The organism is Streptomyces sp. RP5T, assembly GCF_003933965.1.
In the GTDB taxonomy this organism is placed as follows: domain Bacteria; phylum Actinomycetota; class Actinomycetes; order Streptomycetales; family Streptomycetaceae; genus Streptomyces.
Window position 1 is genome coordinate 1 of sequence record NZ_RSAJ01000158.1, and the last position, 16,228, is coordinate 16,228.

Below are 16,228 nucleotides of genomic sequence, written 5' to 3' on the forward strand. Positions count from 1 at the left end.
GCCCCGCCCCTCGGCCGCGAGCAGTGTCCGCGCCTCGGCGGCCCAGCACTCGACGGCGCAGGCGGACGGAACCCCCAACTCCGGTGCAGCTCGGGATAGTTCACGGGCAGGGGGCTCACCCGACCCCGACCGCTCCCGCAACTCCAAGGCCCTGGACGCGTCCCACAGATGCCGGTGCAGATCCAGCCGGAACCGTCGGTTCGGGCGCGGATGCGGATGCCGTACGGCGTCACGAGCGGACCGGGACCAGAGCGCGAGGCTGATCCGCTGGCCGGCGTCCGCCCAGGCCGGTGCCGTCCGGGCCACGAGATGCACCGGGCCCTCGACGGAGTCGTACCGCGCCAGTGCCAGGGTGAGCCCGGGCCGCAGCAGCCCGTCCGGGGCGATCCTCGGCATGTGCCAGCGCAGCAGGTCGGGGGCGAGGGCGCGCAGATCGGAGCGGACCCGGGACGCGAGATCCCGGCCGTGATCACGTGCCACCGCACGGAGGTTGAGGTCGACGTCGAAGCCCGCGGCGGCACACGCCCCCGCCCAGTCCCCGGCGAGACGCCGGGCGGTCGCGGACTCGATCATGGAGGCCGGCACGGCGAACTCGCGCACGCGCGGCCAGAAGGACGTACGGATGTCCTCGTTCGCGGTCGAGGTGAGCATCAGCGCTCACCTTGCGCGGACGGGACCCCCCATCGTTCAGGAGTATGAGTCTTCATCGCCGAGCAGCGTAGGCCGCCGGACCTGCCACCGCCACGTGTTTTTCACCGGGTTAGCCTGGGGCGTGATCGGATTCCCGCTCGGCGCCGCCACCACCGCGGCCGAACTCGCCCGTGATCCGCACCCGCGCCTGGCCGAACTCCGCGCCCGGGAACCCGTGTCCTGGCTGCCCGAGCTGAACGGCTGGCTGGTGACCCGCCGCGACCTCGCGCTCGACGTGATGCGGGACGCCGAGACCTTCACCGTCGACGACCCCCGCTTCTCCACCGCCCGGATCGTCGGCCCGAGCATGCTCTCCCTGGACGGCGACGCGCACAGCCGCCACCGCGAGCCGTTCACCGCCCCCTTCCGCCCGCGCGAAGTGCGCGACGGATTCGCCGGGTTCATCGAGGGGGAGACCGACCGGCTCGTCACCGCGCTCGCCCCGGCGGGCGCCGCCGAACTGCGCCGCGCCTTCGCCGGCCCGCTCGCCGTGGCCGTCGTCACCGAGGCGCTCGGCCTGGTGGGCGCCGACACCGACACCGTGCTGTCCTGGTACGAGGCCATCGTGCGGTCGGTCTCGGACATCACGGAGGGCCGCGCGCCCGGCCCCGCGGGCCCGCAGGCGTACGCACAGCTGCGACGGGCGGTCGAGGCCACGGTCGCGGAAGGGGCCGGCTCCTCGCTCCTGGCCCGTGCCGCCGGCCGGCTGGAGCCGCCGGAGGTCGCCTCCAATGCCGCGGTGCTGATGTTCGGCGGCATAGAGACCACCGAGGCGATGATCACCAACGCGCTGCTGCACCTCCTCGGCCATCCCGATCAACTCGCGCTCGTCCGTGCCGACTTCGCGCTGCTGGACGGTGCGATCGAGGAGTCGCTGCGCCTGGAACCCGGCGCGGCCGTGGTGGACCGTTACGCCACCCGCGACATCACGCTCGGCCCGGCCGCGATCCAGCGGGGCGACCTCGTCACGGTCTCCCTGACCGGCGCCAACCGCGACCCCGAGGTCTTCCCGGACCCCGACCGCTTCGACGTCCGCCGCGCGAACGCCCGCCTCCAGCTGGCGTTCGCACACGGCCCCCACTACTGCCTCGCCGCCCACGTCGCCCGCCTGGAGACCCGCATCGCCCTGCGGCAGCTGCTCGACCGCCTCCCCGGCCTCCGTCTCGATGAGGCCCACCCGGCCGCCCCGCACGGCCTGGTCTTCCGCAAGCCGCCCGCGCTCCACGTGCTCTGGGGCTGACGGCACGCACGGAGCGCCTCACCCGGCCCGGGTCACCTCCAGCGACAGGTCGTTGTCGACCGTGTAGTAGGGCCGCACCACGGCTTTCCCGGCCGTGGCTCCGGGATAGACGAAGACGTGCTTGCGGTGCGCCACGTCGTCCAGGAGACGGGCGAGCCGGATCAGCGGGGCGTCGGCAGCGGGCCGGACGAACAGGTCCCAGATGCCGCTGTCCAGGGTCTCGTCGGCGACCGTGAACGAGAAGCTCCGGCCGTCCCCCGCGACCAGCGGCTCAAGCGTGCGCACCACCCCTCCGCCCCGCCTCAGCCGCAGCCGCACCTCGGCACCCTCAAGGAGCGAGGCACCGTACAGCCGGGCCGCGAACGTCAGCGTCCCGCCCGTGACGTCCACGCGGCCGACCTCCGCGTGCGCGGGCCGCACCCAGGTCCGCAGTGCGAGGTAGCCGTCCTTGGTGACGTAGGGGACCCGCACGGCCAGCGGCCCACGCCGCTCATCCGGCTGCCCCCCGACCAGCGCCCGCAGGTCACGGGGTCCCGGACGCAGACGCGTGCGCTCGGACCCGTCCAGCAGGTACACGTCCCACCGGCCCTCCGCGAGCACGGGGTCCGCGTCCAGCAGGGCCCGGGCGCGCCCCCCGCCGACGGGGTCCAGGCCGAGGGCGTGCAGGGTGTCCTCGGGCTGCCCCTTCTTCGGGCGCAGCCGCAGCAGCAGGGACTGCCCGTTAGCCGCCGGCAGCTCGAAGGCGATCCGGCCCTCCGCGTCGACCGCGCACCCGGCGCGTGGCGTGATCGTCATGACCGTCCCTTCCTCACGAGGCGCAGCGCGCCGCTCGCCGCGACCAGCGCGGTGTCCCTGGCTGCGGAGCCCCGCGCGGTCAGCGCCGCGCCCTGGCGTTGTTGGACGACCCGTCGGCCCGCCCGCCGCGCCGACACGGCCTCCGTGATGAGCCGCTCGGCCTGTTCGACGACGGGACCGGGGGCGTACCGGCGCGCGTTCTCCAGGGCCGCCCGGCTCATGCGGCGGCGCAGCTCGTCGTCCCCGGCCAGCTCCAGCAGGGCCGCCGCCATCGCGTCCCGGTCCCCGACCGGCACCAGTCGGCCGTCGACCCGGTCCGCGATGATCTCGGCGGGCCCGTGGGGGCAGTCGGTGCTCACCACGGGCAGCCCGCAGCGCATCGCCTCGACGATGGTCATGCCGAAGGGTTCGAAGTCGGAGGCGGCCACGCCGATCGAGCCCTTGACCCACTCCGCCTCCATCGGGGCCGCGGCCCCCATCAGGAAGACGTTGTTCCACAGGCCGAGATCGGTGATGAGCCGCCGCAGCCGGTCCTCTTCCTCACCCTTGCCGTAGATCCGCAGCTGCCAGTCCGGATACCGGGCGGCGACCGCCGCGAAGGCCTCGACGAGCAGGTCGTAGCGCTTCACCCGGACCAGCCGCCCGGCCGCGACGACGACCTTGGCCGAACCGTCGGCGGCCGGCAGCGTGGGATCCGGCACGCTGTTGGGCAGTGCCTCCACCCGTACGCCCGGCAGCCGCATCCGGCGCCGGTAGGCGCCCGCGTCCGCCTCGGTGACCGTGGTGAGCACGTCGAGCCCGCGGTAGGCCCGGCGCAGCGCGGTGCGCAGCCGGGGGGAGTGGTTGTCCAGGGTGAGGTGTTCCTGCCCGATCCGGGCGACCCGGGGCGGTGCCTGGACCGCGAGATGGACGTTGAGCCCCGGACGGGTGCCGATCACCGCGTCCGCGTCGATGGTGGCGAGGGCCTCGGCTATCCGCTGGTCCGTCAGTTCGCTGTACTGGCCGTAGCGGTACTCCGAGCGCGGGAACACCTGGGCCGGTCTCAGGTGTAAGGGGTGCTCCTTCTCCTGCCTGAGATCGACCAGCGGCCGCAGCGAAACCCGGGGATCCAGCACGAAGTTGGGCAGCTCCCGGTGCCGCAGGACGGAGACGATCTCCACCTCGTGCCGTTCGGCCAGGGCCTGCGCCAGGTTGAACGTGGTGGTGATGGTGCCTCCGATCCCGTAGGCGTTGTGGAGCAGGAAAGAGATCTTCATGCCGGGCTAGACCACCCGGCATTGCCTCCGGTTGACCCTCGTTACCCTTTCGTGGCGTCCTCGCCACCCGGACGTCATGCCGTGTACTGGTATGCGGGATAAGTGAGGTAGCCGCCGTCCCCGCCCTGGAAGTAGGTGGCCTCGTCGGCGGGCGCGATCGGCAGGTCGGTGCGCAGTCGCTCGACCAGATCCGGGTTGGCGATGAAGGCACGGCCGAAGCTGATGAGATCGGCGCCGAGGCCGAGCCAGTGGTCGGCCTCGGAGCGCCCGGTCTGCTTGGCGCCCATCGGCTGCACCGGGTTCATGACGAGCGCGCCCGGCCAGGCCCGGCGCAGGGCGAGCAGGGTCTCCTCCGGCGCGGTCGCCTCCAGATGGACGTAGGCCAGCCCGAGACCGGACAGTTCGGTCAGCAGCGCGGTGTACAGCTCCTGGACGTCCTCCTCCTCGACTCCCCAGAACGTGCCGCCCGGGGAGAGCCGGATCCCGGTCCGCCGCGCGCCCACCGCCTCCACGGTCGCGGCGGCCGCCTCGACGGCGAACCGGATCCGGCCGGTCACCGAGCCGCCGTAACGGTCGGTGCGCAGATTGGCGTTGGAGGAGAGGAACTGCGAGATCAAGTAGCCGTTGGCGCCGTGCAGTTCCACCCCGTCGAACCCCGCCTCGACGGCCCGGCGCGCGGCGTCGGCGTACGACTGGGCGTGCCCGGGAACCTCCGCGGTGTCCAACGCCCGCGGCACCGGAGCGGGTTGCGGTCCCGTGGGCGTGAACACCTCGCCGGTGGCCGGGACGGCCGAGGGGCCCACCGGCCGCAGACCGGTGGTGTCCGGGTGCGAGACCCGCCCGCCGTGCATGATCTGCGCGAAGACCCGGCCCCCGTTGGTGTGCACGGCCTCGGTCACCGGGCGCCACGAGGCCACCTGCTCATCGGTGTACAGCCCCGGCGTGCCCGGATTGGACTGCCCGACCAGGCTCGGCTGCACCCCCTCGGTGACGATCAGGCCGGCCGTGGCCCGCTGGGCGTAGTAGCGCGCCATCGACGGCGTCGCCAGTCCGCCCTCGGCTGCCCGCACCCGGGTCATCGGGGCCATCACCACCCGGTTGGGCAGCCGCAGTCCGCCCAGCTCGAATCCCGTGAAAAGCGTCGTCACGTCATGTCTCCTTCGTGATCCGTCGCGCCCGTGACCGGGCACGCGGTTACGCTAAAACCTGACGTCGACGTGAGGGGCAAGTCCCTTCGGGAGGAACTCGTGCGCATCGGGGAGCTGTCGGCACGGGCCGGGGTGAGTGTCCGGGCCCTGCGGTACTACGAGGAACAGGGGCTGCTCACCAGCGCCCGCAGCGCGAGCGGCCAACGCCACTACACACCGGACGCGGTCGAGCGCGTGTCCTTCCTCCAGCGGATGTACGCGGCCGGACTGTCCAGCCGCACGATCGCCGAACTGCTGCCGTGCGTCGAGTCGCCCAGCGAGGAGACCTCCGACGCGGCGCTGGAGCGGATGGCCGAGGAGCGGGACCGGCTCACCGAGCACATCGCCGAACTCGTGCGCACCCGGGACTCCCTCGACGCGCTGATGGCCGTGAACCGGGCCCACCGGAAGACCCTGCGGACGGCGTGACAGGCTGGGACCACCGCGACAGGCCGGACCAAGGAGCCCCACGTGACGTACGACATCGCCGCCCTCCGCTCCCACTTCCCGGCCCTCGCCGCCGGCACCGCGCACTTCGACGGCCCCGGCGGCACCCAGACCCCCGAGCCGGTCATCCGGGCCATCTCCGACGCCCTGGCGCAGCCCCTGTCGAACCGGGGGCGGATCACCCTCGGCGAGCGCAACGCCGAGCGGATCGTCACCGGAGCCCGCCGGGCCATGGCCGACCTGCTCGGGGCCGACCCGGCGGGCATCGTCTTCGGCCGCAGCGCCACCCAGCTCACCTACGACTTCTCGCGCACCCTCGCCGCCACGTGGTCGCCCGGCGACGAGGTGGTCGTCACCCGCCTCGACCACGACGCCAACATCCGGCCCTGGATCCAGTCCGGCGCCACCGTGCGGTGGGCCGAGTTCGACCCGCGGACCGGGGAGCTGACGGTCGACGCCATCCGGGCCGTGCTGTCCGGACGCACCCGGCTCGTCGCCGTCACGGCCGCCTCCAACCTGATCGGCACCCGCCCCGACATCCCCGCGATCGCGCGGGCGGTCCACGAGGCAGGGGCACTGCTGTACGTGGACGGCGTGCACTACACCGCCCACTCCCTCGTGGACGTGGAGGAGCTCGGCGCGGACTTCTTCGTGTGCTCCCCGTACAAGTTCTTCGGCCCCCACCACGGAGTCCTGGCCGCCCGGCCGGAGTTGCTGGAGACCCTGCGCCCGGACAAGCTCCTGCCCTCCTCCGACGCCGTCCCGGAGCGCTTCGAACTGGGCACGCTGCCTTATGAGTTCCTCGCCGGCACGGCGGCGGCGGTCGACTTCCTCGCCGGACGGCTGGACGCGGACGCCACCGGCGGCCGACGGCAGCGGCTGGCCGCCGGGTTCGCCGCCCTCGAAGCCCACGAACACGTCCTGCGCGCCCGTGTCGACGAGGGGCTGGCCGCGCTCGACGGCGTCACCGTCCACTCCCGGGCCGCCGACCGCACCCCGACCGTCCTGCTCACCTTCGACCACCACAGCACGGCCGACGCGTACGGCTTCCTCGCCGAACGCGGAGTCCAGGCCCCGGCCGGCTCCTTCTACGCCATCGAGGCCTCCCGGCACCTCGGCCTCGGCGACACGGGCGGTCTGCGCGTCGGTCTCGCCCCCTACAACGACCTGGAGGACGTCGACCGTCTCCTGACGGGACTGACAGACTTCCTGAAGAGGTGAACTTCCCGAAGAGGTGAAGGGAGACCCGCTCATGACCACGTTCCCCACCGCACGAGACGTACGGACCACCCCGGAAGGGCTGCTGTGGGAGCCCAGCGAGCGCTGGGTGCGCGGCCGCAAGGGGGACGTCACGGTCGTCGACAGCAGGCACCCCGTCCTGGTCTGGGAGCCCGGCGTCCCCGTCCCGCTGTACGCCTTCCCGCGCGCCGACGTCCGCGAGGACCTGCTGCGCCCCGCGAAGAACCCGGCGGCAGGCACCCACACCGGCTCGCAGGTCTTCTACGACCTGGAAGCCGGCGGCGGACTCGTGGAGAACGCCGCCTGGACCTTCCCGGCCGCCGACCTCGCCGACCACATCGCCTTCGCGTGGTTCCGGCGCTGGGGGACCGGCCTCGACCACTGGTACGAGGAGGAGGAAGAGATCTTCATCCACCCCCGTGACCCGCACAAACGCGTCGACGCCCTGCCCAGCAGCCGCCATGTCCAGGTCGAGATCGACGGGATGCTCCTCGCCGACACCCGCCGGCCCGTCCTGCTCTTCGAGACCGGCCTGCCCACGCGCTACTACATCCCGCGCGAGGACGTCCGCCTCGACCTGCTCGAAGCCACCGACCACCACACCGGCTGCCCCTACAAGGGCACCGCCGCGTACTGGTCGGTGGGGACCCACACGAACATCGTCTGGAGCTACCCGGACCCGCTGCCCGCCGTGGGCGCCGTCAAGGGACTCCTCGCCTTCTACAACGAGGTGGTCGACATCACCGTGAACGGGGAGCGCCAGGTGCGGCCGGTCACCCCGTTCACCGGAACCGTGACGTGACCAGGTACCGGACCTGCGCGTCGATCAGGGCCGTCCGCCCCGCTCCAGCGGGATCCGCGAACGCGGTCAGCCGGTGCAGCGCGCCCTCCAGCTCGGACTCGGCCTGCCCGGGTGAGTCGTAGACGTGCTCCAGCCCCTCCACGGCGGCCCCCACGGTCACCGGGCGCGGCTCGTCGTACGGCAGGAAACGGCCCTCGACCACCCAGCGCGGGTCCGGCGCGTAGGCGGACGTGTACGTGAAGGCCCCGCGCAGGGCGCTGTCGGGGTGGCGGGGGCGCAGGACGTCCTGGCCGCCGCGCTTGGCGATCTCCAGGCGGGTCCCGCCCCAGTCGGCGTACACGCTGCCCCGCTCGGCGATCACCCCGAAGTCGTGCCGGCCCCGCACGACCCGCCCGTCGACGGTCAGCTCCTGACCCTCGTCCAGCCCACCTTCTGCCGGTGCCACTCCTCCCACTCCTGAACGAAGCCCATGTCCACTCCTTGGTACGGCGGTGCCCTGTCCTCGGCGACAACCCCCGTACCTGCGCGGATCATCCCCAAACCGTCCGCGACACGTGACCTGACTCTCATGGCCACCGGCCGCCTTTGCCGAGAACATGGGGGCGTCACCGGCAGGCCGAAGGGAACGGGAATGCTCCGCAAGGTACTGGTCGCCAACCGTGGTGAGATCGCGATCCGGGCGTTTCGCGCGGGTTACGAGGTGGGCGCGAGGACGGTCGCCGTCTTCCCCCACGAGGACCGCAACTCACTGCACCGACTCAAAGCCGACGAGGCCTACGAGATCGGCGAACCGGGCCATCCCGTGCGGGCCTATCTCTCCGTCGAGGAGATCATCCGCGCCGCCCGCCAGGCCGGCGCCGACGCCGTCTACCCCGGCTACGGCTTCCTCTCCGAGAACCCCGAGCTCGCGCGGGCCTGCGAACAGGCGGGCATCACCTTCGTCGGCCCCAGCGCCGACATCCTGGAGCTGACCGGCAACAAGGCCCGCGCGGTCGCCGCCGCCCGCGCCGCGGGAGTGCCGGTCCTGGGCTCCTCGGCACCCTCGGACGACGTGGACGAGCTGGTCAGGGCCGCCGACGGCATCGGCTTCCCGGTCTTCGTGAAGGCCGTCGCCGGTGGCGGCGGACGCGGTATGCGCCGGGTCGAGGACCCCGCCCAGCTGCGCGAGTCCATCGAGGCCGCCGCGCGCGAGGCCGCCTCCGCCTTCGGCGACTCCACCGTCTTCCTGGAGAAGGCCGTCGTCGAGCCCCGCCACATCGAGGTGCAGATCCTCGCCGACGGCCACGGCAACGTCATCCACCTGTACGAGCGCGACTGCTCGGTGCAGCGCCGCCACCAGAAGGTCATCGAGCTCGCCCCGGCGCCCAACCTCGACCCGGAGCTGCGCGACCGCATCTGTGCCGACGCCGTCCGCTTCGCCCGTGAGATCGGCTACCGCAACGCGGGCACCGTGGAGTTCCTTCTCGACCGGGACGGCAACCACGTCTTCATCGAGATGAACCCGCGCATCCAGGTCGAGCACACGGTCACCGAGGAGGTCACCGACGTCGACCTCGTCCAGGCCCAGCTGCGCATCGCCGCCGGCGCCACCCTCGCCGACCTCGGCCTCTCCCAGGAGGCGATCCGGCTCCACGGCGCCGCCCTCCAGTGCCGTATCACCACCGAGGACCCCGCCAACGGCTTCCGCCCGGACACCGGCCGCATCAGCGCCTACCGCTCACCCGGCGGCTCCGGCATCCGTCTCGACGGCGGAACGACCCACGCCGGTACGGAGATCAGCGCCCACTTCGACTCGATGCTGGTCAAACTCTCCTGCCGGGGCCGGGACTTCACCACCGCCGTCAACCGGGCCCGGCGTGCCGTCGCCGAGTTCCGCATCCGCGGGGTGGCCACCAACATCCCCTTCCTCCAGGCGGTGCTGGACGACCCGGACTTCCAGGCGGGCAACGTCACCACGTCGTTCATCGAGCAGCGCCCGCACCTGCTGACGGCCCGTCAGTCCGCCGACCGCGGCACGAAGTTGCTGACCTACCTGGCCGACGTGACGGTCAACAAGCCGCACGGCGAGCGGCCCGAGCTGATCGACCCGGTCTCCAAGCTGCCCCGTGTCCCCGACATCGAGCCGCCCGCGGGCTCCAAGCAGCAGCTCACCCGACTCGGCCCCGAGGGGTTCGCCCGCCGGCTGCGCGAGTCCCCGACCATCGGCGTCACCGACACCACGTTCCGCGACGCCCACCAGTCGCTGCTCGCCACCCGCGTGCGGACCAAGGACATGCTCGCGGTCGCCCCGGCGGTCGCCCGCACCCTGCCCGAACTGCTCTCCCTGGAGTGCTGGGGCGGCGCCACCTACGACGTGGCCCTGCGCTTCCTCGCCGAGGACCCGTGGGAGCGGCTCGCCGCCCTGCGCGAGGCCGTCCCCAACATCTGCCTCCAGATGCTCCTGCGCGGCCGCAACACCGTCGGCTACACCCCCTACCCGACCGAGGTGACCGACGCCTTCGTGCAGGAGGCCGCCGAGACCGGCATCGACATCTTCCGCATCTTCGACGCCCTCAACGACGTCAGCCAGATGCGCCCCGCCATCGAGGCCGTACGGGCCACGGGCACCTCGATCGCCGAGGTCGCCCTCTGCTACACCTCGGACCTGTCCGACCCGAACGAGCGCCTCTACACCCTCGACTACTACCTGCGCCTCGCCGAGCAGATCGTCGACGCGGGCGCCCACGTCCTGGCCGTCAAGGACATGGCGGGCCTGCTGCGCGCCCCCGCCGCGGCCAAGCTCGTCTCGGCGCTGCGCCGCGAGTTCGACCTGCCCGTGCACATCCACACCCACGACACCGCGGGCGGCCAGCTCGCCACCTACCTGGCCGCGATCCAGGCGGGCGCCGACGCGGTCGACGGGGCCGTGGCCTCCATGGCCGGGACGACCTCGCAGCCCTCCCTCTCCGCGATCGTCGCCGCGACCGACCACTCCGACCGGCCGACCGGGCTGGATCTGCGAGCGATCGGCGACATGGAGCCGTACTGGGAGAGCGTCCGCCGGGTGTACGCCCCCTTCGAGGCGGGCCTCGCCTCCCCGACCGGGCGGGTCTACGACCACGAGATCCCCGGCGGCCAGCTCTCCAACCTGCGCACCCAGGCCGTCGCCCTCGGCCTCGGCGACCGCTTCGAGGACATCGAGGCGATGTACGCGGCGGCGGACCGGCTCCTCGGGCACCTGGTGAAGGTCACGCCCTCCTCCAAGGTGGTCGGCGACCTCGCCCTGCACCTGGTCGGCGCCGGGGTCGACCCCAAGGAGTTCGAGGAGACCCCGGACCGCTTCGACATCCCGGACTCGGTGATCGGCTTCCTGCGCGGCGAACTCGGCACCCCGCCCGGCGGCTGGCCCGAGCCCTTCCGCAGCAAGGCGCTCCAGGGCCGCGCCGACGCCAAGCCGGTCCAGGACCTGAACGCCGAGGACCGCGAGGGCCTGGAGAAGGACCGCCGCTCGACCCTCAACCGACTCCTGTTCCCCGCGCCGACCCGCGAGTTCGAGACCCACCGCCAGTCCTACGGCGACACCAGCCTCCTGGACAGCAAGGACTTCTTCTACGGACTGCGCCCGGGCAAGGAGTACGCCGTCGACCTCGAACCCGGCGTGCGGCTCCTCATCGCGCTGGAGGCGATCGGCGAGGCCGACGAGCGGGGCATGCGCACGGTGATGTCCACGCTCAACGGCCAGCTGCGGCCCATCCAGATCCGCGATGTCGCCGCCTCCTCGGACATCCCGGCCACCGAGAAGGCCGACCGCTCGAACCCCGGCCACGTCGCCGCCCCCTTCGCCGGAGTGGTCACGCTCGCGGTCAGCGAGGGCGACGAGGTCGAGGCGGGCGCGACCGTCGCCACCATCGAGGCCATGAAGATGGAGGCCTCGATCACCGCCGCGCGGACCGGACGGGTCTCCCGCCTCGCCATCAACAAGATCCAGCAGGTGGAAGGCGGTGACCTGCTGGTCGAGATCGGCTGAAGCCTTCGGCCGCAACGGTGATGCCCGCTTCCCTACAGCTCATCACCCTTGCGGCCCGGCCGACGCGGGCACGGTCCCCTGGCGACGCCGGGGGCCGTGCCTGAGCGAACGTCAGTGGGGCACCGTCCGCGAGTACTCCGAGGACGGCATCGCCGGCGACAGGGAGGAACCGCTGTCATGACGGTGATCCTGGAGGTCAACACCGCTGTCTGGCTGGATGAGTTGAGCCGCCGACACGGTCGCCCGGTCACCCTCGGGGACGTGCCCGGCGAGGTGTGGGACCGCCTCGCGCGGCCCGGCCTCGACTCCGTGTGGCTGATGGGCGTTTGGGAACGCAGCCCGGCCGGACGGGAGATCGCCCTGCGCGACCCGGGGCTCATGGCCTCCTTCCACGAGGCCCTCCCCGACGTCATCGACGCGGACATCGCCGGATCGCCGTACTGCGTCCGCGACTACGTCGTCGACGCCGCCCTCGGAGGACCCGAAGGGCTGGCCGCCGCCCGTGCGCAACTGGCCGCACGCGGAATCCGGTTGATCCTCGACCACGTCCCCAACCACGTGGCACCCGACCACCCCTGGCTCACCTCGGACCCCGACCGCCTCCTGCGGGGCACCGCCGACGACCTGGCCCGGGCACCGGCCGACCACATCGAGGCCGGGGGAGGGATCTACGCCCGCGGCCGCGACCCCCACTTCCCGCCCTGGCCGGACGTCGTCCAGCTGAACGCCTTCAGCGACGCCCTGCGGGAGGCGACCGTCGCGACCCTCGTGTCCATCGGCGACCAGGCCGACGGCGTGCGCTGCGACATGGCCATGCTGATGATGAACGACATCTTCGGAAAGACCTGGGGAGAGCGGGCGGGCACGACACCCGCCGAGGACTTCTGGCCGTACGTCATCCCGCGCGTGCGGGCCCGCCACCCCGATCTCCTCCTCGTCGCCGAGGCCTACTGGGACCTCGAACACGCCCTCCAGCAGCAGGGCTTCGACCACTGCTACGACAAGCGCCTCTACGACCGCCTCCTGCACGGGGACGCCGGTTCCGTCCGCGCCCACCTGGACGCCGACCCCTCGTACCAGCGCGGTCTGGTCCGCTTCCTGGAGAACCACGACGAGCCACGGGCCGCCGCCACCCTGCCCGGCGACCGGGGACGGGCCGCGGCCGTGACCGTAGCGACCCTGCCCGGCGCCACGCTCTGGCACGAAGGCCAGTTCGAGGGCCGCCGGGTGCGGCCGCCGGTGTTCCTGCGGCGCCGGCCCCAGGAACCCGTCGATGAGCCCCTGCGCGACTTCTACGACCGGCTGCTGCCCGCCGCCGCGTCCGTACGCCGGGGCGACTGGCGGCCGCTGACCCCGGCGGGCCCGCCCGACAACGACACCCACCGGCACCTGCTCGCCTGGACGTGGACGCACGCCGATGCCCGCCACCTGGTCGTCGTCAACGACTCGGACGGCCCCGCCCAGGCGAGGCTGCCCCTGCCGTGGGACGACCTCAGAGGCCGCCCGTGCCGGGCCACCGACCTGCTCACCGGGGCGGTGTACGACCGTGACGGAGACGAACTGAGCGACTGCGGACTGTTCGCGGCCCTGGACGCCTGGGGGTGCCACGTCCTCCGGTGGTGACGGCCGCGGCGGGGGCGTACCGTCGAACGGAGATGATGAGCGGCGACCCGCAGGCGAGTTCTGCACCACGCATCACCCCACCGGACTCCGGCGGGGGCGGGAACACCATGGCGCTGCTGGTCATCGCGTCCTGCCAGCTCATGGTGGTGCTCGACATCACCATCGTGAACATCGCGCTCCCGGACATCCAGCGCTCCCTGGACTTCTCCACCACCAGCCTGGCCTGGGTGGTCAACGCGTACACCCTCACCTTCGGCGGGCTGCTGCTGCTCGGCGGCCGGACCGGCGACATCCTCGGCAGACGCCGGATGTTCGTCTGCGGTGTGCTGCTGTTCGTTCTCGCCTCACTGCTCGGCGGACTCGCCCAGAACGAGGGCCAACTCCTCGCCGCGCGCGCCCTCCAGGGCGTCGGCGGCGCCATCGCCTCCCCGACCGCCCTCTCCCTGGTCAGCACGACCTTCCGCGAAGGCCCCGAACGCAACCGCGCCTTCGGTGTGTTCGCCGCGGTCTCGGCGGGCGGCGGCGCGATCGGGCTGCTGGCCGGCGGAATCCTCGTCGAGTGGCTGAACTGGCGGTGGGTGCTGTTCGTCAACGTCCCCATCGGCCTGCTCATCGCACTCGCCACACCCCGCTGGATCCGCGAGTCCGAGCGACATCCCGGCCACTTCGACATCACCGGAGCGCTGACCGCCACGGCGGGCATGGTGCTGCTGGTGTACGGGTTCATCAGAGCCGCCCAGGAAGGCTGGCGGGACGCCCTCACCCTGGCCTCCTTCGCCGCCGCGGTCGTCCTGCTCGGGCTGTTCGTGCTGGTCGAGAAGCGGTCCCGGCAGCCGATCACCCCGCTGCACATGTTCGCCGACCGCAACCGCGCGGGCACCTACGGCATCATGCTCTGCCTCGCCGCCTCGATCTTCGGCATGTTCTTCTTCCTGACGCTCTACGTGCAGAACGTCCTGGGCTTCAGCCCCCTGGCCACCGGGTTCGCGTTCCTGCCGGTCAGCGCGGTCATCGCGTTCGGCGCCGGTCTCGCCTCGCGCTTCCTGCCCGTCTACGGCCCGAAGCCCTTCATGGTGGGCGGCGCGATCCTCGCAGCCGGCGGCCTCGCCTGGCTGACCCTGACCGACGTCCACTCCACCTACGCGGGCAGCGTCCTCGGCCCGATGCTCGTCTTCAGCCTCGGCATGGGCATGGAGTTCGTGTCGCTGACCCTGATGGCGCTCTCCGACGTGCCCGCCGCGGAGACCGGCGCGGCCTCCGGACTCCTCAACGCCACCCAGCAGGTGGGCGGTTCGCTGGGACTGTCCATCCTGGTCACCATGTTCGGCACGGCCAGCGCCAACGAGGCCGAGAAGCAGGTGCCGGGCTTCCTCGCCCAGGCGACCCCGGCCGAGCGCCGTCTCTTCGCCCGTACCGGCCAACTCCCGGGATCCTGGGGCGACGAGGTGCTGACCGCGGGTGTCTCGGCCGCCTTCGTCGTGGCCGCGATCTTCGCGGTGCTCGCCGCCCTCATCGCCGTCCTGGTCATCCAGGTCCGCCCCTCCGACCTGGAACGCCTCCAGGGCGGGACCCCACTGACGTAGGGACGAGACCGAGCCGCTGGGCGTGCAGCACCGTGCTGACGCGGTCGTGCGTGCCCAGTTTGCGGTAGATGTTCGCGATGTGCTTATGGACCGTGCGCTCGGATATCCCCAGTCTGCGCCCGATCGACAAGGCGGTCAGGGCGTCGCCGAGCAGGAGCAGCACGGTCGTCTCCCGGGGGGTGAGCGCCAGGTCGGCGGCCTCCTCGGAAGGGGCGTGGAGCCTTCGCAGGAGCTGCCGCTGCTCGTCCACGGCGGCCAGCAGGGGCTGCAACCGCTCGGCCAGCCGCAGTTCGTCGTCGGTGAAGTCCCGCCCGGAGCGGTACACCAGGCACCCCGTGACGGGGGTGGTCGAGCGGGGCAGCGGGATCCCCAGCACGTGGTCGACGTCGAGGAGGCCGTCGAGCAGCTTGGCGGTCGGGCTCCCCGACCAGGCACGGCCGGCCACCCGGCGGGCCGTGACCGGCGTCCGGTCCGCCCGGCCCGCGTAGTGCCCGGCCAGCGGGTAGCCCGCGCGCAGCAGGCTCGTCTCCTCGTCGCCCAGCGGGCCGAACCCGGTGTCGGCGCCGGGGGACAGCCCGAGCGTGCCCTCGCGCTCGTCCCAGTTGTCCAGCTTGTAGATCAGGGCGTCGCCGCCGCACAGCAACGGCAGCTCGGCCGCCAGCAGGGGCCACAGCCGCTCAGGGTCGCGTTCGTGAAGCGCGGCCAGGGCGACCGACAGCATCCGCTCATACGCAGTTGTACCCATACCGGCCCAGTACCTCGCTGACCCACACTTCATCCGAGCAACATCGACGTTGTCGGATGTACTCCAGCACATGGAAGCTCCGGCGGGCCGCGGTGGGGGAGGCGGCCCGTCGGCTACGCCTGTTTCCCCCGCCGGGACGGCAGCGCCGGCCACGACTCGTACGGGCCGCCGGAACAGGGGACCGGCGGCCCGTACGGGCCCTCGCGCCTACGGGTGCGGTGGGTCAGGCGGGCCGTACCGCGCCGCGGATGATCGACTCGCCGGTCGGGTAGATCGACTCCTCGCGGATGACCGACCCCGGGCCCGGCGCGTGGATCATCATGCCGTTGCCGGTGCACAGGCCCACGTGGCTGAAGTCGTCGTGGAAGAACACGAGGTCACCGGGTTGCATCGCGTACAGCGGTACCGCCGTACCGGCGCTCGCCTGACCGAGGGCGGTACGGGGGAGCGAGACGCCGGCGACCTTCCAGGCGGCCTGGGTGAGACCGGAGTTGTCGTACGACCCCGGGCCCGCCGCGCCCCACACGCACGGCTTGCCGATCTGGGAGCGGGCGAAGGCGAGCACCTGGATGACCTTCGAGTCGTAACCCGGGTCGGGGGTGGGCAGGTCGGGGG

General features: G+C 72.5%; 12 protein-coding genes and 2 pseudogenes. 7 read left to right on the forward strand and 7 right to left on the reverse strand.

The window, feature by feature from the left end; genetic code table 11:
• A pseudogene (locus tag EHS43_RS18460) lies at nt 1–651 on the reverse strand (hypothetical protein); the annotation flags it as partial.
• Between the two features lie 121 nt (nt 652–772).
• On the opposite strand from EHS43_RS18460, the gene EHS43_RS18465 reads away from it, so the two are divergent.
• Nucleotides 773–1,930 carry a cytochrome P450 gene (locus tag EHS43_RS18465; RefSeq protein WP_125191871.1) on the forward strand — a complete coding sequence of 386 codons (1,158 nt, stop codon included), beginning with the start codon at nt 773–775 and terminating at the stop codon, nt 1,928–1,930.
• A gap of 18 nt (nt 1,931–1,948) precedes the next feature.
• Here EHS43_RS18465 and EHS43_RS18470 read toward each other — a convergent pair whose 3' ends face one another.
• From EHS43_RS18470 to EHS43_RS18480, 3 genes are all read right to left on the reverse strand, one after another.
• Complete coding sequence (locus tag EHS43_RS18470; RefSeq protein ID WP_125191872.1) at nt 1,949–2,725, reverse strand: hypothetical protein; 777 nt, start codon at nt 2,723–2,725, stop codon at nt 1,949–1,951.
• Nucleotides 2,722–3,981 (reverse strand): glycosyltransferase family 4 protein, encoded by a 1,260-nt coding sequence (locus tag EHS43_RS18475; RefSeq protein ID WP_125191873.1) that lies wholly within the window; start codon nt 3,979–3,981, stop codon nt 2,722–2,724. Before EHS43_RS18475 ends, EHS43_RS18470 begins: the two co-directional genes overlap by 4 nt.
• 74 nt (nt 3,982–4,055) lie before the next feature.
• A complete protein-coding gene (locus tag EHS43_RS18480) occupies nt 4,056–5,129 on the reverse strand; it encodes an alkene reductase (protein WP_125191874.1) in 1,074 nt (357 codons plus the stop codon).
• 99 nt (nt 5,130–5,228) lie between these two features.
• Between EHS43_RS18480 and EHS43_RS18485 the strand changes: the two genes are divergently transcribed.
• Genes EHS43_RS18485 through EHS43_RS18495 form a run of 3 tightly spaced genes read left to right on the forward strand, consistent with a single transcriptional unit; the run spans nt 5,229 to nt 7,656 of the window.
• Nucleotides 5,229–5,597 carry a MerR family transcriptional regulator gene (locus EHS43_RS18485; protein ID WP_125191875.1) on the forward strand — a complete coding sequence of 123 codons (369 nt, stop codon included), beginning with the start codon at nt 5,229–5,231 and terminating at the stop codon, nt 5,595–5,597.
• A gap of 42 nt (nt 5,598–5,639) precedes the next feature.
• Nucleotides 5,640–6,836 carry a cysteine desulfurase-like protein gene (locus tag EHS43_RS18490; protein ID WP_125191876.1) on the forward strand — a complete coding sequence of 399 codons (1,197 nt, stop codon included), beginning with the start codon at nt 5,640–5,642 and terminating at the stop codon, nt 6,834–6,836.
• Between the two features lie 31 nt (nt 6,837–6,867).
• A complete protein-coding gene (locus tag EHS43_RS18495) occupies nt 6,868–7,656 on the forward strand; it encodes a DUF427 domain-containing protein (protein WP_125191877.1) in 789 nt (262 codons plus the stop codon).
• Between the two features lie 22 nt (nt 7,657–7,678).
• Here EHS43_RS18495 and EHS43_RS47845 read toward each other — a convergent pair.
• Nucleotides 7,679–8,080 (reverse strand): annotated as a pseudogene (locus EHS43_RS47845) (DUF1684 domain-containing protein); the annotation flags it as partial.
• A 207-nt stretch (nt 8,081–8,287) separates the two neighbouring features.
• On the opposite strand from EHS43_RS47845, the gene EHS43_RS18505 reads away from it, so the two are divergent.
• The 3 genes from EHS43_RS18505 to EHS43_RS18520 all read left to right on the forward strand — a co-directional run bounded on the left by EHS43_RS18505 (nt 8,288) and on the right by EHS43_RS18520 (nt 14,868).
• Nucleotides 8,288–11,662 (forward strand): pyruvate carboxylase, encoded by a 3,375-nt coding sequence (locus EHS43_RS18505; protein WP_125191879.1) that lies wholly within the window; start codon nt 8,288–8,290, stop codon nt 11,660–11,662.
• A gap of 177 nt (nt 11,663–11,839) precedes the next feature.
• On the forward strand, nt 11,840–13,285 hold the full coding sequence (locus EHS43_RS18515; protein ID WP_125191881.1) for an alpha-amylase family glycosyl hydrolase: 1,446 nt from the start codon (nt 11,840–11,842) through the stop codon (nt 13,283–13,285).
• A gap of 107 nt (nt 13,286–13,392) precedes the next feature.
• Nucleotides 13,393–14,868 (forward strand): MFS transporter, encoded by a 1,476-nt coding sequence (locus EHS43_RS18520; protein ID WP_125191883.1) that lies wholly within the window; start codon nt 13,393–13,395, stop codon nt 14,866–14,868.
• On the opposite strand, the gene EHS43_RS18525 is transcribed toward EHS43_RS18520, so the two are convergent.
• Nucleotides 14,810–15,613, reverse strand: a complete 804-nt coding sequence (locus EHS43_RS18525; RefSeq protein WP_125191882.1) for a response regulator transcription factor — start codon at nt 15,611–15,613, stop codon at nt 14,810–14,812. The two genes, EHS43_RS18520 and EHS43_RS18525, sit on opposite strands and share 59 nt — an antisense overlap.
• A gap of 223 nt (nt 15,614–15,836) precedes the next feature.
• Nucleotides 15,837–16,228 (reverse strand): C40 family peptidase (locus tag EHS43_RS18530; protein WP_148104058.1); only part of this gene is annotated, 392 nt, incomplete at its 5' end.

Coding starts and splice junctions, on each gene's coding strand:
- EHS43_RS18470 (WP_125191872.1), bottom strand. CDS start 2,725: ATGACGATCACGCCACGCGCCGGGTGCGCGGTCGACGCGGAGGGCCGG.
- EHS43_RS18515 (WP_125191881.1), top strand. CDS start 11,840: ATGACGGTGATCCTGGAGGTCAACACCGCTGTCTGGCTGGATGAGTTG.
- EHS43_RS18525 (WP_125191882.1), bottom strand. CDS start 15,613: ATGGGTACAACTGCGTATGAGCGGATGCTGTCGGTCGCCCTGGCCGCG.
- EHS43_RS18505 (WP_125191879.1), top strand. CDS start 8,288: ATGCTCCGCAAGGTACTGGTCGCCAACCGTGGTGAGATCGCGATCCGG.
- EHS43_RS18475 (WP_125191873.1), bottom strand. CDS start 3,981: ATGAAGATCTCTTTCCTGCTCCACAACGCCTACGGGATCGGAGGCACC.
- EHS43_RS18520 (WP_125191883.1), top strand. CDS start 13,393: ATGGCGCTGCTGGTCATCGCGTCCTGCCAGCTCATGGTGGTGCTCGAC.
- EHS43_RS18495 (WP_125191877.1), top strand. CDS start 6,868: ATGACCACGTTCCCCACCGCACGAGACGTACGGACCACCCCGGAAGGG.